A 21218-nucleotide genomic window follows, 5' to 3' on the forward strand; every position below is an offset into this window, starting at 1 on the left:
GCCGAGCGAAGCGAGCGCCTCCTCCGCGTCGGGCAGGAGCCGGGTCAACGTGCTCCCGCGTCGACACGGGCCGGGTCGGCGTGAGTTAGGCCGTGCGGGTGGCGACGACGTCGGCGAAGGCCTCGAGGGCCTGGCGGACACCGCCCTCGGGGAGTGCCGCCAGCAGGGCCTTGGCCTCGGCGGCGCGGGCGATGACGTAGGCACGGGCCTCGGCCATCGCGGGGTGCTTGCGGAGCAGAGCCAGAGTCTCGGCGTGCCGGGCGTCGTCGGTGAGGTCGCTGCCGAGCAGCTCAAGCAGGCGGGCGTCGGCGGGGTCGGTGGACCGCTGCGCCATCAGCACCGGCAGCGTCGGGACGCCCTCGCGGAGGTCGGTGCCGGGAGTCTTGCCGGACTCGTCGGAGTCCGAGCCGATGTCGAGGATGTCGTCGGAGAGCTGGAAGGCGATGCCGACGATCTCGGCGTACGCCGCGAGCGCCTCCTCGACCTCGCGCGAGGCGCCGCCGAAGCGGGCGCCGTACAGGGCGGAGGTGGCGATCAGGGAGCCGGTCTTGCCGGCGACCACGCGCAGGTAGTGCTCCAGCGGATCCGCGCCCTCCGCGGGCTTCACGGTCTCCAGGATCTGGCCCTCGACCAGCCGGGTGAAGGTCTGCGCCTGGATCCGGACCGCGTCCGCGCCGAGGTCGGCGGTGAGCTCGGAGGAGCGGGAGAAGAGCCAGTCGCCGGTGAGGATCGCGACCAGGTTGTCCCAGCGCGAGTGGGCTGACTCGGTGCCGCGGCGCATGTCCGCCTCGTCCATCACGTCGTCGTGGTAGAGCGAGGCCAGGTGGGTCAGCTCGACCACGCAGGCGGCAGTGATCACGTCGTCGCTGTCGGCGCGGTCGCCGGCCTCGGCGGCCAGCAGCACCAGCAGCGGCCGGAACCGCTTGCCGCCGGCCTCCATCAGGTGTCGCGCCGCCTCGGTGACGAAGTCAGCCTCGCTCTGGATGTGGGCGTACAGCGCCTTCTCGACCACGTCCAGCCGAGCATTCAGCCTGGCCGCGAGCTCCTCATCATCGATGGGGAGGGCGAGGCCTGAGCTGGTCGGGCTGGCGGGTGAGGCGGTCACCTGATGAATTCTCCCGCATTGGCTGCCATCTCCAGCACCGGCCCCGGGAGTACGCCGAGCAGCACGGTCACACCGACGCCCATCGCGATCGCCGTCGCGGTCAGCACCGACGGCATGGTGACCGCCGGCGCCTCGCCCGGCGCGGGCTCGGTGAAGTACATCAGCACGATCACCCGGATGTAGAAGAACGCCGCCACCACACTGCTCAGCGCCGCCGCCACCACGACCGGCCAGGCGCCCGCGGACATCGCGGCGGAGAAGACCGCCCACTTGCCGGTGAAGCCGGAGGTCAGCGGGATGCCGGCGAGGCCGAGCAGGAACAGCGCGAAGATGCCGGCCACAACCGGCGACTCCTTGCCGAGCCCTGCCCAGCGCTTCAGGTTGGTCACCTCGCCGCTGGCGTCGCGCACCAGCGAGACGACCGCGAACGAGCCGATCGTCAGGAAGCCGTAGGTGACCAGGTAGAAGAGCACCGCCTGGGTGGAGGTGATCTGGCCGGGCGTGATGTCGCCGGTGGCCCGGAGGCCGAGGACGCCGGTGAGCAGGAACCCGGTGTGCGCCACCGAGGAGTAGGCCAGCATCCGCTTCACGTCGGTCTGCGCGACCGCGAGGATCACGCCGACCACCATCGACAGGATCGCAAGCGCCCACAGCAGCGGCGACCAGTTCCAGCGCTCGTTGCCGAACGCGACGTAGAAGAGCCGGAGCAGCGCACCGAAGGCCGCCACCTTGGTGGCCGCCGCCATGAACGCGGTGACCGCGGTCGGGGCGCCCTGGTAGACGTCCGGCGTCCAGGCCTGGAACGGCGCCGCGCCGACCTTGAACAGCAGCCCGACGGAGAGCAGGCCGATGCCGGTCAGCAGCAGCGCGTGATTGCCAGTGGAGTTGGCGATGGCGTCGTTGATACCGCCGAAGTCCATGGTCCCGGCGTACCCGTAGACCAGCGCCAGGCCGTAGAGGAAGAACCCGGAGGAGAACGCGCCGAGCAGGAAGTACTTCAGCGCCGCCTCCTGGCTCAGCAGCCGGCGCCGACGGGCCAGGCCGCAGAGCAGGTAGAGCGGCAGCGACAGCACCTCGAGCGCGACGAACAGCGTCAGCAGGTCGTTCGAGGCCGGGAACAGCATCATGCCGCCGACCGCGAACAGCATCAGCGGGAAGACCTCGGTGTGGTCCAGCCCGCGGGTCGACGCCTGCCGCTCGGCCTCGGTGCCGGGGATCGCGGCGGCCTGGCCGGCGAAGGCCGACACCCCGCCTTCGAGCTGGCGCTCGGCGAACAGCAGGATCCCGGCGAACGCCAGGGCGAGGATCAGCCCCCACAGGAAGACCGTCGGCCCGTCGACCGCGATCGCGCCCTCGGCCGCGAGGATGCCGCGGCCGGCGCCGTCCTCGATCTCGGGCAGGTCGAGCGCGATGAGGATGACGCCGACGAAGGCGACCACGACGGCGGCGATCGACATCAGTGCCTGCACCGGATAGCGCAGCTTCCGCGGCAGGAACGCCTCGACGAGTACGCCGGCGCACGCGGCACCGAAGATCAGCAGCAGCGGCCAGAGCTCGGCGTACTCGATCGACGGCTTGACGAAGTCCGGTACCTCGTTCACTTGTGGGCCTCCTCAGCAGGCACGTCGGAGACGGCGGGCGGCGGATCGACCACGCCGACCCGCTCCATCGTCTGGTCGACCACGGGGTTGATCACGTCCAGCAGCGGCTGCGGGAAGAAGCCGAACAGCACCATCGCGACCACCACCGGGCCGACCGCGGCGATCTCGCGGATCGACAGGTCGGGCATCGTGGCCACGTCGTCGGGCGTCGGGCCGGTCATCGTGCGCTGGTACATCAGCAGCACGTAGACGGCCGCCAGGACGATGCCGGTGACGGCGAGCGCGCCGACGTACCAGCCGTAGTCGAAGGAGCCGACCAGGACCAGGAACTCCGACACGAACGGCGACAGGCCGGGCAGGCCGAGCGTCGCCAGACCGGAGACCAGGAACAGCCCGGCCAGGATCGGCGCGGCCTTCTCGACGCCGGTCGTGGCGCTGATCGACGCGGTCCCGCGGCGCCGGACCAGGTAACCGGCGACCAGGAAGAGACCGGTCGTGGCCAGGCCGTGGTTGACCATGTAGAGGATCGCGCCGGCGGTGCCGTGCGAGTTCAGCACGAAGATGCCGAGCACGATGAAGCCGAAGTGGCTCAGCGAGGTCAGGCCGATCAGCCGCATCATGTCGTCCTGGCCGATCGCGACCAGCGCGCCGTAGATGATGCTGATCACCGCGAGCGTGACCACGAGCGGCGTTGCCCATTCGCTGGCCTCGGGGAAGAGCTCGAGGCAGAAGCGGAGCATGCCGTAGGTGCCGATCTTGTCCAGGATGCAGACCAGCAGCACGTTGGTGCCGGGCGTCGCCGACGCGGTCGTGTCGGCCAGCCAGGTGTGCACCGGGAACAGCGGACACTTGATCGCGAACGCGATGAAGAAGCCGACGAACAGCCAGCGCCCGGTCCAGGTGTCCAGCGACAGCTGGGACAGGTCCGAGATCAGGTACGACGGGTTCCCGGCGTCCGCGGCGACGGCGTACAGGCCGACCACCGAGGCCAGCATGATCAGGCCGCCGGCCAGCATGTAGATGAGGAACTTCACCGCCGCGCGGGAGCGCTCCTTGCCGCGGCCGAAGCCGCCGACCAGGAAGTACGCCGGGATCAGCGTGGCCTCGAAGACGACGTAGAACAGCAGCACGTCGGTCGCGGTGAAGACCGCGAGCGCGAGGCCCTCCAGGATCAGCACCCAGGCGAAGAAGACATTGGTGGGCCGGTCGTCGGCGTCCGGCCAGGACGCCAGGATCACGATCGGCACCAGCACCGTGGTCAGCCCGACCATGGTCACGCCGAGGCCGTCGACACCGAGCGCGTAGTGGGCGCCGAACGCCTTGATCCACTCGTGGGTCTCGGTGAACTGCATGCCGCCGTCGGCGTCGTACTGCAGGATCATCGCGACCGCGACGCCGAGGGTCAGCACCGACACGCTCAGCGCAACTTGTTTCGGCAGCTCAGCACTGCGCTGATTGCTCGCTTCGCTCGCAGGGGTCCGCGGCAGGAAGGCCAGCGCCACCCCACCCAGGATCGGGAGCAGGATCAGCGTGGTCAGCCAAGGGAAGTCGCTCATGCGAAGTTCACCGCCAGCAGGGCCAGTACGACGAGCAGGGCGCCGCCGAACACGGACAGGGCATAAGACCGGACGAAGCCGTTCTGGACTCGCCGGAACACGTTGGCGAACCCGCCGGTGGTGGCGCTGCCGCCCTCGACCAGGCCATCGACCACGGTTCTGTCGAAGACCGCCAGGCCCTTGACCAGGGCGCCGGTCGGCTGCACCACGAGGGTGTCGTTGATGTCGTCCATGTAGATGTCGGCGCGCGCGGCCTTGGTCGCGAACGACACGTCCTGGGGCGCCTCGCGCGGGATCTCGTCGGGCACCTGGAACACCAGCCAGGCCACCGCGACCCCGACCGCCACCACGGCGACCACGATGCCGCTGAACACGATCGGCGGCACGAACAGCTCGTGATGCTCGGCGTGGCCGACCACCGGGGTCAGCCAGTCGACGATCCAGTCACCGGCCAGCAGCACGCCGCCGAGCACCGACAGCGCGGCGAGGACGACCAGCGGGCCGGTCATTACCGCGGGCGACTCGTGCGGGTGTACGTCGTCGGCCCACCGCTTCTTGGTGAAGAAGGTCAGCAGCATCAGCCGGGTCATGTAGAACGCGGTGATGCCGGCACCGAGCAGCGCACACAGGCCGATCACCCAGTTGTCGGCCCACGCGGCCTCGATGATCTTGTCCTTGGACCAGAACCCGGAGAAGCCCGGGAAGCCGATGATCGCGAGGTAGCCCATCGCGAAGGTCAGGAAGGTGACCGGGACCATCTTCTGCAGCGCGCCGTAGTGGCGCATGTCGACGTCGTCGTTCATCGCGTGCATCACCGAGCCGGCGCCCAGGAACATGTTGGCCTTGAAGAAGCCGTGGGTCAGCAGGTGGAAGATCGCGAACGGGTAGCCGACCACGCCGAGGCCCGCGGCCAGGTGCATGTAGCCGATCTGGCTCATCGTCGACCCAGCGAGCGCCTTCTTGATGTCGTCCTTCGCGCACCCGATCACCGCGCCCCACAGCAGGGTGACGGTGCCGACGATGACCACCACGGTCTGCGCGGTCGGCGCGTACTCGAAGACGAAGTTGGAGCGGACGATCAGGTAGACGCCGGCGGTGACCATGGTCGCGGCGTGGATCAGCGCCGACACCGGGGTCGGGCCCTCCATCGCGTCCAGCAGCCAGGCCTGCAGCGGCACCTGGGCGGACTTGCCGCAGGCGCCGAGGAGCAGCAGCAGGCCGATGATCGTCATCCGGTCCTCGCTGGCATTGCCGGCCGCCTCGCTGATGCCGGCGAACGCCGTCGTACCGAAGCTGACGAACATCAGCATGATCGCCAGCGACATGCCGAGGTCGCCGACCCGGTTCATCACGAACGCCTTCACGCCCGCGGCGGCCGCGGTCGGCTTGTGCTGCCAGAAGCTGATCAGCAGGTACGACGCCAGGCCGACGCCCTCCCAGCCGAGGAACAGGCCGAGGTAGTTGGCCGACATCACCAGCATCAGCATCGCGGCGACGAACAGGTTGAGGTAGCCGAAGAACCGGCGGCGGCGCGCGTCATGGGCCATGTAGCCGACCGAGTAGAGGTGGATCAGCCCGCCGACGCCGGTGATCAGCAGCATGAACAACGCCGACAGCGGGTCGTAGAGCAGGTCCATCCCGACCTCGAACCTGCCGGTGTCGATCCAGGTGTAGAGGTGCTGGCCGACCTGCCGCTCGCCCTCGTCGCGGCCCATCAGCGCGGCGAGCAGCACGCAGCTGAGCACGAACGACGCGGCCGGCGCGGCCACGCCGAGCCAGTGCCCCCACGAGTCGGTACGCCGGCCGCCGAGCAGCAGGATCGCGGCGCTGGCCAGCGGCAGCGCGATCACCAGCCAGAGCAGGCTGAAGACGCCGTCCGCCTCGGTCGGGGCAACCACCGGGACATGTACTTCGGACGCGGCCGTCACCAGGGACGCGGTCATTGAGGTCATGTGGGTCTCTTCCTCAGTACTTCAGGAGGCTGGCGTCGTCGACGGAGGCCGAGCGCCGGGTCCGGAAGATGGTCATGATGATCGCGAGCCCGACCACGACCTCGGCCGCGGCCACGACCATGACGAAGAACGCCGCGATCTGGCCGTCGAGGTTGCCGTGCTGCTTGGCGAAGGTCACCAGTGCGAGGTTGCTGGCGTTGAGCATCAGCTCCACGCACATGAACACCACGATCGCGTTGCGCCGGGTCAGCACGCCCACGCAGCCGATGGTGAACAGGATCGCGGAGAGGATGATGTACGGCTCGGTGTTCACGCCTGCTCCTCCTCGTCCGTGGCGGTGGACCCTTGGTTTCGAGACGGTCGCTGCGCGACCTCCTCAACCGGCGGGGAGATGCCGAGCTGCCGCTCGACCTCGTCGACCTTCTCGGCGTACGCCGGCGCGGAGCGGACCGTGCCGCGAGCGGCGAGCACCCGGTTGACCGAGAGCTCGGACGGGGTGCCGTCCGGCAGCAGCGCCGGGGTGTCGACCGCGTTGTGCCGGGCGTAGACGCCGGGAGCCGGCAGCGGGCCGAGGTGCTTGCCGGACTCGGCGTAGTCCTTCATCCGCTGGGCGGCGGTGGCGGCCTGGCCGGCCTTCGGAGTCAGCCGCTCGCGGTGGGCGAGGACCATCGCGCCGATCGCGGCGGTGATCAGCAGTGCGCTGGTGGTCTCGAAGGCGAAGACGTACTTGCTGAACAGCAGGTTCGCCAGCGCCTGGATGTTGCCGCCGTCGTTGGCCTCGTCGAGGCCGACCACCGTGCCGAGCGACAGCTGGCCGAGCCCGGCGACCAGGGTGCCGCCGAAGAGCAGGCCGACCACGATCGCCAGCAGCCGCTGGCCGCGGATGGTCTCCACGACCGAGTCGGACGCGTCGACGCCGACCAGCATCAGCACGAACAGGAACAGCATCAGGATCGCGCCGGTGTAGACGATGATCTGCACCGCGAACAGGAACGGCGCGTCGAGGACGGCGTACAGCACGGCCAGGCTGATCATCACCACGGCCAGCAGCATCGCGGCGTGCACGGCCTTGCGGACGAACAGGATGCCGAGCGCCGCCAGCACCATCACCGGGGCCAGGACCCAGAAGGCGGTCATGACTGCGCGTCCTTACTCGCGACGGTGTCCCCGTTGGCGTAGGTCCCGCGGTAGTAGTCGCCCTCGTCGCGGCCGAGCCGCATCGGGTGCGGCGGCTGCTCCATCCCGGGCAGCAGCGGCGCCAGCAGGTCGGACTTCTCGTAGATCAGATCGGCGCGGTTGTCGTCGGCCAGCTCGTACTCGTTGGTCATCGTCAGCGCCCGGGTCGGGCAGGCCTCGATGCACAGCCCGCACAGGATGCAGCGCAGGTAGTTGATCTGGTAGACCCGGCCGTACCGCTCGCCGGGGCTGAACCGCTCGTCCTCGGTGTTCGAGGCGCCCTCGACGTAGATCGCGTCGGCAGGGCAGGCCCAGGCGCACAGCTCGCAGCCGATGCACTTCTCCAGGCCGTCGGGCCAGCGGTTGAGCTGGTGCCGGCCGTGGAACCGGGGCGCGGTCGGGAACTTCTCCTTGGGGTACTGCTCGGTGACCACCTTCTTGAACATGGTCCGGAAGGTGACACCGAAGCCGGCGACCGGGTCCCACAGCTGCTCCTTGAGCGTGGGGCCCTTCGGCGTGGGTGGCTTGGCTTGCTTGGCCATGTCTAGGACTTCTCCTCGGTCTGCAAAGTCTGTCCGAAGGTGAGCGGTGCGGCGGCACCGCGGACCGCTCCGCCGGCGGGCATCGGAGGTACCGGGAAACCGCCGGCGTACGCGTCCTCGGGCGCGGCCGCCGTGGCCGGCTCCGGCTCAGCGGGCTCGCCGACAAAGAACAGCGCCAGGAAGAGTACGGCGAGCACCCCGATCGCGGCCAGTAGGTAACTCCGGTCCAGGCCGCCGTCCAGGGTGATCACCCGGATCGTCGCGACCGCGACCGTCCACACCAGTGCGACAGGGATCAGCCGCTTCCAGCCGAACGCCATGAACTGGTCGTAGCGCAGCCGGGGCAGCGTCCCGCGCAGCCAGATGAAGAAGAAGATGAACGCCATCAGCTTGCCGAAGAACCACAGCACCGGCCAGTAGCCCTCGTTGGCGCCCGCCCACACCTCGTCGATCCAGAACGGAGCGTGCCAGCCGCCCAGGAACAGCGTCACCGCGAGCGCGGAGACCGTCGCCATGTTGATGTACTCGGCGAGGAAGAACAGCGCGAACTTCAGCGAGGAGTACTCGGTGTGGAAGCCGCCGACCAGCTCGCCCTCGGCCTCCGGGAGGTCGAACGGCGCACGGTTGGTCTCACCGACCATCGCGATCACGTAGATCACGAACGACGGCGCCAGGATCAGCCCGAACCACAGCCGGTCCTGCGCCTCGACGATCCCCGAGGTCGACGCCGTGCCGGCGTACAGGAACACCGCGACGAACGCGAGGCCCATCGCGACCTCGTAGGAGATCATCTGCGCGCTCGAACGGAGCCCGCCGAGCAGCGAGTACGTCGAGCCCGAGGCCCAGCCGCCGAGCACGATGCCGTAGATGCCGATCGAGGCGATCGCCATCACGAACAGCACCGCCACCGGCATGTCGGTGAGCTGCAGCGGGGTGACGGTGTCGGTGAACGGGATCGTGACCTCGGGGCCGAACGGGATCACCGCGAAGGTCACGAACGCCGGCACGGTCGCGATCACCGGCGCCAGGATGAAGACCACCTTGTCGGCGGCCTTCGGGACGATGTCCTCTTTCAATGCCAGCTTCACGCCGTCGGCCAGTGACTGCAGCAGCCCGAACGGGCCGTGCACGTTGGGGCCGATCCGGTGCTGCATCCGGGCCACGACCCGGCGCTCGAACCAGATGTTGAACAGCGTCAGCAGCACCAGGATCACGAAGATCAGCAGCGTCTTGATCAGGATGACCCACCACGGGTCCTGCCCGAACGCCGAGAGGTCGTCGCCCTCGGCCGCGGCCATCATCAGCGGCGCCAGCTCGGTGATCGAGCTTGTCGAGATCATCACTCGGCTCCCTTCGCGACACTGACCGTGCCGCCCGGCGAGGAAAGGTCGGCGTGTACGCCGTGCCCGAACGAATTCTGCGGCACCCACACCACGTCGTCGGGGAGGTCGGCCACCTCGACCGGCAGCGTCACCGAGCCGCGGTCGCCGGTGAGGGTGACCTCGTGGGCGCCGGCGCCGAGGCCGTCGTACGTCGCAGCCGAGACCCGGGCGACCGTACGCCGGGCCGTGGCCCGCAGGTTGTCGTCGCCCTCCTGCATCCGCCCGTTGTCGAGCAGCTGCTTCCAGGTCGCGAGCTTAAAACCGCCGGTTGAGGAGGTTGCGCTAGCAACCGTCTCGAAACCAAGGCCCTCCGCCGGCGTGGAGCGATCCCCGTCCCAGGGCCCGATCTCCTCCATCTGCGCCCGCGCCTCGGCGACGGTGCGGAAGCCGAGCGGGTGGCCGAGCTCCTCGGCGATGCCGGACAAGATACGCAGGTCGGGCAGCGAGGCGGGGTTGGCGAGAACCGCGTCGAACGTGCGCGGCCGGCCCTCCCAGTTCACGAACATGCCGGCCTTGTCTGTGACCGGCGCGACCGGGAAGACCACGTTCGCGGCCCGGGTCACGTCGGTCTCGCGCTGCTCCAGCGCGACCACGAAGTCCGCCGCCTGCAGCGCCTCCAGGGCGCCGTGCGGGTCGCTGAGGTCGCGCAGGTCGATGCCGGCGACCACCAGGCCGCCGACCTCACCGGAGGCCAGCGCCGCGATGATCGCGTCGCCGTCGCGGCCGGGCCGCGACGGCAGGTGCGAGACGCCCCACGCGGTGGCGGCGTCGACCCGGGCGGCCGCGTCGTCGACCGGACGGCCGCCGGGCAGCAGGTTGGGCAGGCAGCCGGTCTCGACCGCTCCACGGTCCCCGGCGCGGCGCGGCACCCAGGCCAGCTTGGCCCCGGTCGCCTTGGCGACCTCGGTGGCGGCAGCGAACGCGCCGGGCGAGGTCGCGAGCCGCTCGCCGACCAGGATCACGCTGTTGCTGTCGAGCGCCACGTCCAGCTTCCGGAGAGCCGCGGCCTCGTCGCCGGGCGCCGTCTGGATCAGCCGGCCGTTCATCTTGGCCAGGCCCCACGACGTGTACGGCGCCAGCGAGACGACCTGGGTCGCGGACTTCTGCCGCGAGGCCTTGCGCAGCCGCAGGAATATCGTGCCTGCCTCGTCCTCGGGCTCGAGGCCGACCAGCAGGACGGTCGAGGCGGCCTCGAGGTCGGCGTACGTTGCAGGCTGCTTGAGCACCACCTCCGACGCCAGGAAGCCGGCCTCCTCGGCGGAGTGCGGCCGGGCCCGGAAGTCGATGTCGTTGGTCTCCAGGGCCACCCGGGCGAACTTGCTGTAGGCGTAGGCGTCCTCGGCGGTCAGTCGGCCGCCGGTCAGCACCGCCGATGAGCCGGCGAACCGCAGGCCGCGCGCGGCGACGGCGAACGCCTCCGGCCAGGACGCCGGGCGCTGCTCGCCGGTCTCCTCGTCACGGACCAGCGGGTAGGTCAGTCGGTCGGCCTGCTTGGCGTACTGGAACGCGAAGCGGTCCTTGTCGGTGATCCACTCCTCGTTGACCTCCGGGTCGTTGCCCGCGAGCCGGCGCATCACCTTGCCGCGCCGGTGGTCGACCCGGATCGCCGCGCCGCAGGCGTCGTGCTCGGCGATCGCCGGGCTGGAGACCAGGTCGAAGGGGCGGGACCGGAAGCGGTACTCGGCGCTGGTCAGCGCGCCGACCGGGCAGATCTGGATGGTGTTGCCGGAGAAGTAGGACTCGAAGGCCTCCTTCTCGTAGATCGCGACCTGCTGCAGGGCGCCGCGGTCGGCCAGCGCGATGAACGGGTCGCCCGCGATCTGCTCGGAGAACCGGGTGCAGCGCGCGCAGAGCACGCAGCGCTCGCGGTCCAGCAGCACCTGCGCGGAGAGATGGATCGGCTTCGGGAAGGTCCGCTTCACGCCGCCGCTGGCCGCGAACCGCGAGTCGCCGCGGCCGTTGGACATCGCCTGGTTCTGCAGCGGGCACTCGCCGCCCTTGTCGCACACCGGGCAGTCGAGCGGGTGGTTGATCAGCAGGAACTCCATCACGCCCTGCTGCGCCTTGTCGGCGACCGGCGAGGTGACCTGGGTGTTGACGACCATGCCCTCGGCGACCGGCATGGTGCACGAGGCCTGCGGCTTCGGCATCGGCCGGCCGTTGCCGGCGTCGGGTACGTCGACCAGGCACTGCCGGCAGGCACCGACCGGCGCCAGCAGCGGGTGGTCGCAGAAGCGCGGGATCTGGACGCCGACCTGCTCGGCGGCCCGGATCACCAGGGTGTCCTTGGGCACCGACACCGACACACCGTCGATGGTCAGCGTGACCAGGTCGGACTTCTCGACGGCCTTCTCAGCGGAGGCCGTCTTCTCGGGGGCGGTCGTCATGCGGTGACTCCTACTTGACCTTTGTCAGTTCCAGCGCCCGGGGTGCTGCCGAGGGTGCGGGCGAAGAGGGTCGAGGCGGCCGGGTCGAACGGGCAGCCGCCGTGGGTCAGGTGCGCGACGTACTCGTCGCGGAAGTACTCGATGGACGAGGTGATCGGCGAGGTGGCGCCGTCGCCGAGCGCGCAGAACGAACGGCCGAGGATGTTCTCGCACTGGTCGAGCAGCAGGTCCAGGTCGGACTCCTGGCCCTGGCCGTGCTCGAGCGCGTTGAGCGTCTGGACCAGCCACCAGGTGCCCTCGCGGCACGGCGTGCACTTGCCGCAGGACTCGTGTTTGTAGAACTCGGTCCACCGGAGTACGGCGCGCACCACGCAGGTGGTCTCGTCGAAGATCTGCAGCGCCCGGGTGCCCAGCATCGAGCCCGCCGCCCCGACCGCTTCGTAGTCGAGCGGGATGTCGAGGTGCTCGGCGGTGAGGATCGGCGTACTCGACCCACCCGGGGTCCAGAACTTCAGCTCGTGGCCTTCGCGCATGCCGCCGCCGAGATCGATCAGCTCGCGCAGGGTGATCCCGAGCGGCGCCTCGAACTGGCCGGGCGTCTTGACGTGGCCGGAGAGCGAGTAGATGACGTAGCCCTTGGACTTCTCGGTGCCCATCGAGGCGAACCAGTCGGCGCCGTGCTCGATGATCGACGGCACCGACGCGATCGACTCGACGTTGTTGATCACCGTCGGGCTGGCGTAGAGGCCGGCGACCGCGGGGAACGGCGGCCGCAGCCGCGGCTGGCCGCGGCGGCCCTCCAGCGAGTCCAGCAGCGCGGTCTCCTCGCCACAGATGTAGGCGCCGGCACCGGCGTGCACGATCAGGTCGAGGTCGTAGCCCGAGCCGTGGATGTTCTTGCCGAGGTGGCCGGCCTTGTAGGCCTCCTCGACCGCGGCCTGCAGCCGCCGGATGACGTGCAGCACCTCGCCGCGGACGTAGATGAAGGCGGTGTTGGCGCGGATCGCGTAGGAGCTGATGATCACGCCCTCGACGAGCGTGTGCGGCGAGGCCATCATCAGCGGGATGTCCTTGCAGGTGCCCGGCTCCGACTCGTCGGCGTTGACCACGAGGTACTTCGGGTTCGGGTTGTCCTGCGGGATGAAGCCCCACTTCATGCCGGTCGGGAAGCCGGCGCCGCCCCGGCCGCGCAGGCCGGAGTCCTTCACCGCGGTGACGACGTCGTCCTGCGCCATCTTGAGCGCCTTCTTGAGCGCGCCGTACCCGCCGCCCTGCTCGTACGACGCAAGCGTCCAGGCTCGGTCTGCATCCCAGTTCTTGGTGAGGACCGGGGTCAGTGTGTCGGTCATTTCTCCGGTGCCTTCCAGCCGTTCTCGCGGGCCAGCTCCAGGCCGACCAGGCTCGCCGGGCCGGCCGCCGGGCCCTCGTCGGCACGGCCGTCGGGGAAGCCGGCGAGCACCCGCTCCGCCTCCCGCCAGGTGCAGAGCCGGGCGCCGCGGGTGGAGCTGACCTCGGTGCCGGAGCGCAGGTCGTCGACCAGCTGCTTGGCGGACTCCGGGGTCTGGTTGTCCATGAACTCCCAGTTGACCATCACCACCGGAGCGAAGTCGCACGCCGCGTTGCACTCGACGTGCTCCAGCGTGATCTTGCCGTCCTCGGTGGTCTCGTCGTTCCCCACCCCGAGGTGGTCCTTCAGCTCGGCGAATATCTGGTCGCCGCCCATCACCGCGCACAGCGTGTTGGTGCACACGCCGACGTGGTAGTCGCCGACCGTGCGCCGCTTGTACATCGTGTAGAACGTCGCCACGCCGCTGACCTCGGCGGCGCTGATGCCGAGGATCTCGGCACAGGCCTCGATGCCCTCGGGGGTCACGCTGCCCTCGGCGCTCTGCACCAGGTGCAGCATCGGCAGCAGCCCGGAGCGCGCGTGCGGGTAGCGGTCGGCGATCTCGCGGAGCTCGCCGTACGTCTTCTCGTCGATTCCTGTGTTCTCGCTCATCAGCGGTCGACGCCTCCCATCACCGGGTCGATAGACGCGATGGCGACGATCACGTCGGCGACCATGCCGCCCTCGCTCATCACGCTGGTTGCCTGCAGGTTCGTGAACGACGGATCGCGGAAGTGCGCCCGGAACGGCCGGGTGCCGCCGTCGGACACCACGTGCGCGCCGAGCTCGCCGCGCGGCGACTCGACCGGCACGTAGGCCTGGCCGACCGGCACCCGGAAGCCCTCGGTCACCAGCTTGAAGTGGTGGATCAGCGCCTCCATGGACTCGCCCATGATGTGCCGGATGTGGTCCAGGCTGTTGCCCATGCCGTCGCTGCCGATGGCCAGCTGGCTCGGCCATGCGATCTTCTTGTCGGCGACCATGACCGGCGCGCCCTCTAGCTTCGAGAGCCGGTTGGCGCACTGCTCGACGATCCGCAGCGACTCCCACATCTCGGCCAGTCGCACCCGGAACCGGCCGTACGCGTCGGCGGTGTCCCAGGTCTGTACGTCGAAGTCGTACTCCTCGTAGCCGGAGTACGGCTGGGTCTTGCGCAGGTCCCACGGGTAGCCGGCCGCGCGCAGCGGCGGGCCCGACAGGCCGAGGGCCAGGCAGCCGGCGGTGTCGAGGTGGCCGACGCCCTCCAGCCGGGCCTTGAAGATCGGGTTGGCGTTGCAGAGCGCGGCGTACTCGGGGAGCCGCTTCTTCATCAGCGCGATGAAGTCGCGGATCTCGTCGAGCGCGCCGGGCGGCAGGTCCTGGGCGACGCCGCCGGGGCGGATGAACGCGTGGTTCATCCGGAGGCCGGTGATCAGCTCGAACAGGTCCAGCACCAGCTCCCGCTCACGGAAACCGATGGTCATCACCGTCAGCGCGCCGATCTCCATGCCGCCGGTCGCGATGCAGACCAGGTGCGAGGAGATCCGGTTGAGCTCCATCAGGAGCACGCGCATGACCTGCGCCTTCTCCGGGATGTCGTCCTCGATGTCGAGAAGCCGCTCCACGCCGAGCACGTAGGTCGCCTCGTTGTAGAACGGGCTGAGGTAGTCCATCCGGGTGCAGAAGGTGACGCCCTGCACCCAGGAGCGGTACTCCATGTTCTTCTCGATGCCGGTGTGCAGGTAGCCGATGCCGCAGCGGGCCTCGGTCACCGTCTCACCCTCGAGCTCCAGGATCAGCCGGAGTACGCCGTGGGTCGAGGGGTGCTGCGGGCCCATGTTCACCACGACCCGCTCGTCGGCGGTCTCGCTGATGCCCTCGACGACGGTGTCCCAGTCCTGGCCGGTGACCGTGAAGACGCGGCCCTGGCTGGTCTCGGCCTCGGACGCGCCATAAGGGTCCGGCTGGGTCGGGTCGGGCTCTTCGTGCGTGGCAGTCATCAGTTGTACGACCTCCGCTGGTCGGGCGGGGGAATCGTGCCGCCCTTGTACTCCACAGGAATGCCGCCCAGCGGGTAGTCCTTGCGCTGGGGGTGGCCCGGCCAGTCGTCGGGCATCTGGATGCGCGTGAGCGCTGGGTGGCCGTCGAACACGATCCCGAAGAAGTCCCAGGTCTCGCGCTCGTGCCAGTCGTTGGTGGGGTAGATGCTGACGATCGACGGGATGTGCGGGTCGGCGTCGGGGCAGGTCACCTCGACCCGGATCCGCCGGTTGTGGGTCATCGACAGCAGGTGGTAGACCGCGTGCAGCTCGCGCCCGGTGTCGTCCGGGTAGTGCACGCCGCTAACCCCGGAGCAGAACTCGAAGCGCAGCTTCTCGTCGTCGCGCAGCATCTGGGCCACGAACGGCAGGTCCTCGCGGCGTACGAAGAAGGTGACCTCGCCGCGGTGGACGACAACCTTCTCGATCGCGCCTCGACCAACACCGCCGAGGTCGGTGGCCTCCAGCCTTTCGAAGAGAGCGTCGGCGACCTCGTCGAAGTACCCGCCGTACGGCCGCTGGCTGGCGCCGGGGAACACGATCGGCGTGACCAGCCCGCCGTACCCGCTGGTGTCGCCGGTGCCGCTGACACCGAACATGCCGGTGCGGACACCACGCACGGGGGCTCCGCCCCCGTGGACCCCCGAATCCGTGGTTGCGGTCCCTTCGTCCACCTCGGTGGAGGTGGTCTGCTCGACCTGCTTGTCGGCACTCACCGAGCTCGCTCCTTCGTCGCTCGCGGTCACCGCAGCATCCCGATCTGCTCGGAGGTCGGCAGCGCGTTGAGGGCGGTGGTCTCCAGCTCCTCGATCTGAGCCAGCCGGTTGGCGCCGAGCGGGGTGGACTTGACCTGGTCGTGCAGCTTCAGGATCGCGTCGATCAGCATCTCCGGCCGCGGCGGGCAGCCGGGCAGGTACATGTCGACGGGGACGACGTGGTCCACGCCCTGCACGATCGCGTAGTTGTTGAACATCCCGCCACTCGACGCGCAGACGCCCATCGCGAGCACCCACTTCGGCTCAGCCATCTGGTCGTAGATCTGGCGCAGCACCGGCGCCATCTTGTTGCTCACCCGGCCGGCCACGATCATCAGGTCGGCCTGCCGCGGCGAGGCCCGGAAGACCTCCATGCCGAAGCGGGCCAGGTCGTACTTCGGTCCGCCCGAGGTCATCATCTCGATCGCGCAGCAGGCCAGGCCGAACGTCGCCGGCCAGAACGACGCCTTGCGCATGTAGCCCGCGACACCCTCGACCGTGGTCAGGAGTACGCCGCTCGGCAGCTTCTCTTCGATACCCATGCGATCAGTCCCAATCCAATCCGCCGCGGCGCCAGACATAGGCGTAGGCCACGAACACAGTGGCGATGAAGATGACCATCTCGACCAGGCCGAACAGCTTCATCGCGTCGAAGTGCACGGCCCACGGGTAGAGGAAGATGATCTCGATGTCGAAGACGATGAACATCATCGCGGTGATGTAGTACTTCACCGGGAAGCGGCCGCCGCCCACGGGCTGCGGAGTCGGCTCGATCCCGCACTCGTAGGAGTCGAGCTTGGCGCGGTTGTAGCGCGCCGGCCCGACGAAGGCGCTCATGATGACCGAGCCGACCGCGAATGCCGCCGCCAGCAGGATCAGTCCCAGTATCGGGGTGTAGAGCTCCAAAGCCGTCACCCTCCTCTTCTCGTGCTCACGCGGTGGGAGCCAGCCGGCTCAGCGCGTTGATGATTCGGTCGTGCGCGTCGCCGTCGCGCGGGTCGGTGAGGTTGGCCATCAGCTTCAGCGTGAACCGCATCAGCGCCGGCCGGGGCAGGCCGTACTTGGTGGCGTTCCGCATGAAGGTCGGGTTGCCGATCGCCGCGGCGAACCAGCGGCCGAGCGTGAAGTAACCGCCGTAGGCCTGGTCCATCGCGGCGGCGTACCCGCTCAGGACGTGTTCGCGGCTGGGGCCGGCGGGCCGGGCGAGCGCCTGCACGATGGTGTCGGCCGCGACGTGGCCGGCCTCCAGCGCGTAGTCGATGCCCTCGCCGTTGAACGGGTTGACCATGCCGCCCGCGTCGCCGACCAGGAGTACGCCGCGGCGGTAGTGCGGCTTGCGGTTGAAGCCCATCGGCAGCGCCGCGCTCCTGATGTCGCCGACCAGGTTCTCGTCGCGGAAGCCGAGCTCCTCCGGAGTGTTGGCCAGCCAGCGCCGCATCGCGTCCTTCGGGTTGAAGCTCCGGAAGTGCGCGCTCGAGTCGAGGATGCCGAGCCCGATATTGGCGGTGCCGTCTCCACACGGGAAAATCCAGCCGTAGCCGGGCAGCTGGTTGCTCTGGTGGGGCCTGCCATCCCAGAGCTCCAGGTGGCTCTCCATCCACGGGTCGTCGTGCATCGGGGTCTTGTAGTAGGCCCGCGCCGCGACCGCCATCGGCCGGTTGTCGCGCCGCTCGATGCCGAGGCTCAGCGCCAGCTTGGCGGAGACGCCGTCGCAGGCGACCACGACCGGCGCCCGGTAGGTCACCTCGTCGCCCACCTTGCGACCGCGGTCGTCGACCGGCTTAGCCGTCACGCCGACCACCTGGCCGGTGCGCTCGTCGAACACCGGGCCGGTGACGTTGGTCCGCTCGTGAAGTCTCGCGCCGGCCTTCTCGGCGTGCTTGGCGAGGATCTCGTCTAGGTCCATCCGGGCCCGGACCATGCCGTACGGCGGGAAGCTGGCGAGGTCGGGCCACGGCAGCTCGATCCGGTGGCCGGCGCCGAGAATCCTGAGTCCGCGATTCTTCTGCCAGCCCGGCGCGTCCAGGTCGAAGCCCATCGCGATCAGCTGCTTGACCGCCCGCGGGGTGAGCCCGTCGCCGCAGATCTTGTCGCGCGGGAAACTGGACTTCTCCAGCAGCAGCACGTCGAGCCCGGCGTTCGCCAGGTGGTACGCCGTCCCGGCGCCCGCCGGGCCTGCGCCGACGACGATGACATCAGCGACCCGCGCGTCTGCGCTGGACCTGCTCATTCCGTCGTACCTCTCGTGCCAATCGGGGGTCCGCGACCGGGTCAAAGTGTGACTTTGTGAAACCGTTCACGAGGTGGCGTGAGACACAGTCTACGAGGATTGAACCAGGCTGTGTACAGAAGGGGGTCGACGCGCCAATTCCGGCTCTGATCTGCGGATTTACCGCACGTTTGCCTTGCGTAATTAACTCGGCGTCGCGAGGGTGAGTAACGCCAGGTCAGGGGCGTCCACCGGCACATTCGGCCGCCCGACAGGCCGCCCAGAGCTGGTCCGGCGTACGCCCTGTCTTGTTCTGGAGCCAGCTGCGGATGGCATCGCCGGACCGGTTCTGGTCGTGCAGGTAGGCGTTCAGGTCCGGCAGCACGTGACCGCCGACCGTGCGCTGGATGTAGCCCAGGAGCGCGGCCGCACACTCGTAGCCCTGCGTGTAGTGGTTGTGGTGCAACTGCTCGCACCGCGGGTCGTTGCCGCGGCCGTCCGGCGGCAGGTCGAGGTCGTAGCGCAGCCAGTCGGCGATGCCCTCGGTCACCCAGCCGGACCCGTCGCCCCGGTAGGCCTGGGCGGCGTGGGTCAGCTCGTGCGCGAGCATGCCCCAGTCGTTGGGCCTGGCCTGCACGTGCTCGACCAGGAGCGAGACCTGGTTGCTGCCCCACGGCACCTCGCCGACCGGGCAGTTGTGGCAGAACTTGATGTCCACCCGGTTCCACTCCTGGTAGCGGCCCGCGACCACCCGGTCCCTGATCTGGCGCCACTGCTCACCGCACCGCTGCTTGCCGGCTGCGGCGGCGAAGGCCCGGGCGTTCGGAAAGGCGCCGAGCAGCTTGGCGTTGACGGTGCAGGTGATCCCCGGCGACCAGTAGATCCAGCCGCGCTGGAACTCGGTGTAGACGCCCACGCCGTCGGGTGAGGCGACCACGTCGGACGCCGGGTAGCCGAAGTCGCCGGCCTCCCAGCCGAGGTCACCCCACGCCTCGCCGATCGCGCCCCAGACCGGGTGCGCGCCGGTGTCGGCCTTCCAGTAGATCGTGCCGCCTTGGTACACCTGGCGCTTGCCCACGCCGTCGGGGTTGGTCAGCTCGTCGGAGGTCGGGAAGCCGAGGTGCCCGCCCTCCCAGCCGGTCTCGCCCCACTTCTCGCCGATCAGACCCCAGACCGGGTGCGCGCCGCTCGTCGCCGACCAGTAGATCGAGCCGCCAGCGAAGACCTGCCGGGCGCCGCCCGATACGCCGATCTCGTACGTCGTCGGGCAGCCGAGCGGGCTGCGCGCGCCGCCCATCTCCCGGTACTTGACGCCGATCGCGCCCTGAGCGGCACTCTCCGGCAGGCAGTCCGCCGCCACGGCCGACGACGCCGTACCGACGGCGAACGTGGCGGCGACGACCGCTGTCGCGGCAGCGGCAACGAGCACTCGACGGATCACCGACATGTCTGCCCCCAGGTGTCGCCGGTGCTGCGCTCCCAGTGGATGACGCCGCACTCGAAGTACTGGACGAACCCGCCGTTGGCCCACTTGGGCTGCTCGTCGCTGGTCGGCAGCCCGTAGACGCCTTGCTCCCAACCGCGCTGGCCCCAGTAGCCGCCGATCGCGCCCCAGACCGGGTGCGCGCCGGTGCCGTGCGACCAGTACATCGTGCCGCCGGCGAAGTGCTGGCGGACGCCCTTGCCGTTGGGGTTGGCGATCTCGTAGGTGGTCGGGCAGCCAAGCGGACTGTTCGGCCCGCCCATGCCCCAGTACTTGTCCCCGATCGCGCCGTGTACGACGTTCGGGCTCAGGCAGGCCGCTGCCGACGCCGGCGGCGCCGTACCGGTGAAGCCGGAGAGGCCGACGACGGCGACGGTCAGCGCCGCCGCTGTAAGCGTCCGGGCGAACCCGAGGCGCCTGCTGCTGCGAGTGTTGGTCATGGCGCCCACTATGCGAGCGCAAACCGGACAACTGCGCCTACGCCGGAAACTCTGGAAACTCCGTGCGCCGCTTCGCCTTGGTTTCGAGACGGTTGCTGCGCAACCTCCTCAACCAGCGGCCGGTCCGGCGGTTGAGGAGGTCGTTCTACGACCGTCTCGAAACCACCGGACACTCGGCGGCCAGTTGTTAGGCGGCGGCGCAGTGCAGGGCGACCAACTTCATCGCGAGCAGGTGACGCGGTGGAGCCAGGTCGACACGGAGCCCGGGCGTGTTCACAGCAGCAGCGTCTCCCGGGCAGGGGCGGCACCCACGGGCGAGCGTTGTCGTTGAGCCACGACGGTGGGATGGCTCGCTCGCGAGCGAGCACCGCCGCTTCCTCCAGGACGGCGCGGTCGGACACGACGGCGTCGACGTCCTGCGTACGGCGAGTGTCGGCAACGCTGAGAGCGATCGCCGCGCCGCCGACGACGTACACGCTGGCGCTGGCGCCACGACCTCGGAGGCGACAGTCAAGCTCGGAGAGGAGATCACGGACGTCGTCACATCAAACTCGACCTTGTCGCCCATCAGGCGGTCTTCAGGTCACGCGGGTTGACGAAGATGTGACGCTTGGCCAACCACTCGGGAGTGCGGTCACGGACCTGCTCGGCGGACAATCGCGGACTGTCCAGCGTCCACGGTGCGGCAAGCGGCGATCGGTCGGTCCAAGGCGGCGCCGCGAGTCCGGCGTACTCGAACTCATGGCCCGCCAACGCGGCGAGAAACACATCCCACTCATCGGACCCGGTCGTGTCCGGGATCGCCTCCCACGCGCCCGCCAGACCGGCCTCTGCCTTGAGTAGCTCGCGCAAGTGGTCGCGCGCCTGCAAGGCCAGCTTGAACGCCCACGCCTCATCCCGCTCCGCGAGCGCGCCAGCGATCGTTGCGGCAGCAAGCGGGGCCGTCATCCAGCCCGACCGCCTAGCACCTTCGAGGCTTCGAGAAATGCGGCGAGCGCGGAGGTAGAAGGGAGCCGAAGGGGCGACCTTGCCAGCGCGATACGTCGACAGCCGCGACCCTGACGTGCCGAGCGCGATCGCGAACGCGCGCTGCGACAGACCGCTACGAGTCAGGGCCTCGTTGAGTCCGTCGACGCAGGCTCGCTCATCGACGTTCACACTGCGACGATATCAGATCTGATATCACTGTCGACGGTCAGGCGGTGGTGCCAGCCAGCGTCCTCGA

19 protein-coding genes are annotated in these 21218 nt (G+C 69.4%); all 19 read right to left on the reverse strand.

All coding sequences use genetic code 11. The features are described from left to right. Nucleotides 1–85 precede the first annotated feature (85 nt). The gene (locus DDV73_RS26385; RefSeq protein ID WP_109510255.1) at nucleotides 86–1105 is read right to left on the reverse strand and encodes a polyprenyl synthetase family protein; all 1020 of its coding nucleotides are present in this window, start codon (nucleotides 1103–1105) and stop codon (nucleotides 86–88) included. Further along, nucleotides 1102–2706, reverse strand: a complete 1605-nt coding sequence (gene nuoN, locus DDV73_RS26390; protein ID WP_109510256.1) for an NADH-quinone oxidoreductase subunit NuoN — start codon at nucleotides 2704–2706, stop codon at nucleotides 1102–1104. The genes DDV73_RS26385 and nuoN overlap by 4 nt, the downstream gene beginning before the upstream one ends. Beyond that, nucleotides 2703–4262 carry an NADH-quinone oxidoreductase subunit M gene (locus tag DDV73_RS26395; RefSeq protein ID WP_109510257.1) on the reverse strand — a complete coding sequence of 520 codons (1560 nt, stop codon included), beginning with the start codon at nucleotides 4260–4262 and terminating at the stop codon, nucleotides 2703–2705. Before DDV73_RS26395 ends, nuoN begins: the two co-directional genes overlap by 4 nt. Continuing rightward, nucleotides 4259–6205: an NADH-quinone oxidoreductase subunit L gene (gene nuoL / locus DDV73_RS26400; protein WP_109510258.1), complete on the reverse strand. Its 1947-nt coding sequence runs from the start codon at nucleotides 6203–6205 to the stop codon at nucleotides 4259–4261. The genes DDV73_RS26395 and nuoL overlap by 4 nt, the downstream gene beginning before the upstream one ends. 22 nt (nucleotides 6206–6227) lie before the next feature. Continuing rightward, nucleotides 6228–6527: an NADH-quinone oxidoreductase subunit NuoK gene (nuoK, locus tag DDV73_RS26405; protein ID WP_109510259.1), complete on the reverse strand. Its 300-nt coding sequence runs from the start codon at nucleotides 6525–6527 to the stop codon at nucleotides 6228–6230. Next, the gene (locus DDV73_RS26410; protein ID WP_109510260.1) at nucleotides 6524–7351 is read right to left on the reverse strand and encodes an NADH-quinone oxidoreductase subunit J; all 828 of its coding nucleotides are present in this window, start codon (nucleotides 7349–7351) and stop codon (nucleotides 6524–6526) included. Before DDV73_RS26410 ends, nuoK begins: the two co-directional genes overlap by 4 nt. Continuing rightward, nucleotides 7348–7932 (reverse strand): NADH-quinone oxidoreductase subunit NuoI, encoded by a 585-nt coding sequence (nuoI, locus tag DDV73_RS26415; protein ID WP_109510261.1) that lies wholly within the window; start codon nucleotides 7930–7932, stop codon nucleotides 7348–7350. The genes DDV73_RS26410 and nuoI overlap by 4 nt, the downstream gene beginning before the upstream one ends. 2 nt (nucleotides 7933–7934) lie before the next feature. Continuing rightward, nucleotides 7935–9233, reverse strand: a complete 1299-nt coding sequence (gene nuoH / locus DDV73_RS26420) for an NADH-quinone oxidoreductase subunit NuoH (protein ID WP_170126063.1) — start codon at nucleotides 9231–9233, stop codon at nucleotides 7935–7937. A 38-nt stretch (nucleotides 9234–9271) separates the two neighbouring features. Further along, nucleotides 9272–11701 carry an NADH-quinone oxidoreductase subunit G gene (locus tag DDV73_RS26425; protein WP_109510262.1) on the reverse strand — a complete coding sequence of 810 codons (2430 nt, stop codon included), beginning with the start codon at nucleotides 11699–11701 and terminating at the stop codon, nucleotides 9272–9274. Beyond that, entirely contained in the window at nucleotides 11698–13050 is a 1353-nt protein-coding gene (nuoF, locus tag DDV73_RS26430) for an NADH-quinone oxidoreductase subunit NuoF (protein ID WP_109510263.1), read from the reverse strand. Before nuoF ends, DDV73_RS26425 begins: the two co-directional genes overlap by 4 nt. After that, nucleotides 13047–13700, reverse strand: coding sequence for an NADH-quinone oxidoreductase subunit NuoE (nuoE, locus tag DDV73_RS26435; RefSeq protein ID WP_109510264.1), 654 nt, complete (start codon nucleotides 13698–13700; stop codon nucleotides 13047–13049). Before nuoE ends, nuoF begins: the two co-directional genes overlap by 4 nt. After that, nucleotides 13700–15067 carry an NADH-quinone oxidoreductase subunit D gene (locus DDV73_RS26440; RefSeq protein ID WP_109510265.1) on the reverse strand — a complete coding sequence of 456 codons (1368 nt, stop codon included), beginning with the start codon at nucleotides 15065–15067 and terminating at the stop codon, nucleotides 13700–13702. Before DDV73_RS26440 ends, nuoE begins: the two co-directional genes overlap by 1 nt. After that, a complete protein-coding gene (locus DDV73_RS26445; protein WP_276310148.1) occupies nucleotides 15067–15822 on the reverse strand; it encodes an NADH-quinone oxidoreductase subunit C in 756 nt (251 codons plus the stop codon). The genes DDV73_RS26440 and DDV73_RS26445 overlap by 1 nt, the downstream gene beginning before the upstream one ends. A gap of 26 nt (nucleotides 15823–15848) precedes the next feature. After that, nucleotides 15849–16403 carry a NuoB/complex I 20 kDa subunit family protein gene (locus DDV73_RS26450; RefSeq protein ID WP_109510266.1) on the reverse strand — a complete coding sequence of 185 codons (555 nt, stop codon included), beginning with the start codon at nucleotides 16401–16403 and terminating at the stop codon, nucleotides 15849–15851. 4 nt (nucleotides 16404–16407) lie between these two features. Continuing rightward, nucleotides 16408–16767, reverse strand: coding sequence for an NADH-quinone oxidoreductase subunit A (locus DDV73_RS26455; RefSeq protein WP_109510267.1), 360 nt, complete (start codon nucleotides 16765–16767; stop codon nucleotides 16408–16410). A gap of 25 nt (nucleotides 16768–16792) precedes the next feature. Beyond that, nucleotides 16793–18091, reverse strand: a complete 1299-nt coding sequence (locus DDV73_RS26460) for a geranylgeranyl reductase family protein (protein ID WP_109510268.1) — start codon at nucleotides 18089–18091, stop codon at nucleotides 16793–16795. 217 nt (nucleotides 18092–18308) lie between these two features. Further along, nucleotides 18309–19517, reverse strand: a complete 1209-nt coding sequence (locus DDV73_RS26465) for a basic secretory protein-like protein (RefSeq protein WP_109510269.1) — start codon at nucleotides 19515–19517, stop codon at nucleotides 18309–18311. Then, nucleotides 19508–19993 (reverse strand): LGFP repeat-containing protein, encoded by a 486-nt coding sequence (locus DDV73_RS26470; RefSeq protein WP_109510270.1) that lies wholly within the window; start codon nucleotides 19991–19993, stop codon nucleotides 19508–19510. Before DDV73_RS26470 ends, DDV73_RS26465 begins: the two co-directional genes overlap by 10 nt. A 567-nt stretch (nucleotides 19994–20560) precedes the next feature. Further along, entirely contained in the window at nucleotides 20561–21151 is a 591-nt protein-coding gene (locus tag DDV73_RS26475; protein WP_109510271.1) for a helix-turn-helix domain-containing protein, read from the reverse strand. Nucleotides 21152–21218 lie beyond the last annotated feature (67 nt).

Origin of the sequence: Nocardioides speluncae, from assembly GCF_003121585.1 — a bacterium.
Lineage (GTDB): Bacteria > Actinomycetota > Actinomycetes > Propionibacteriales > Nocardioidaceae > Nocardioides > Nocardioides speluncae.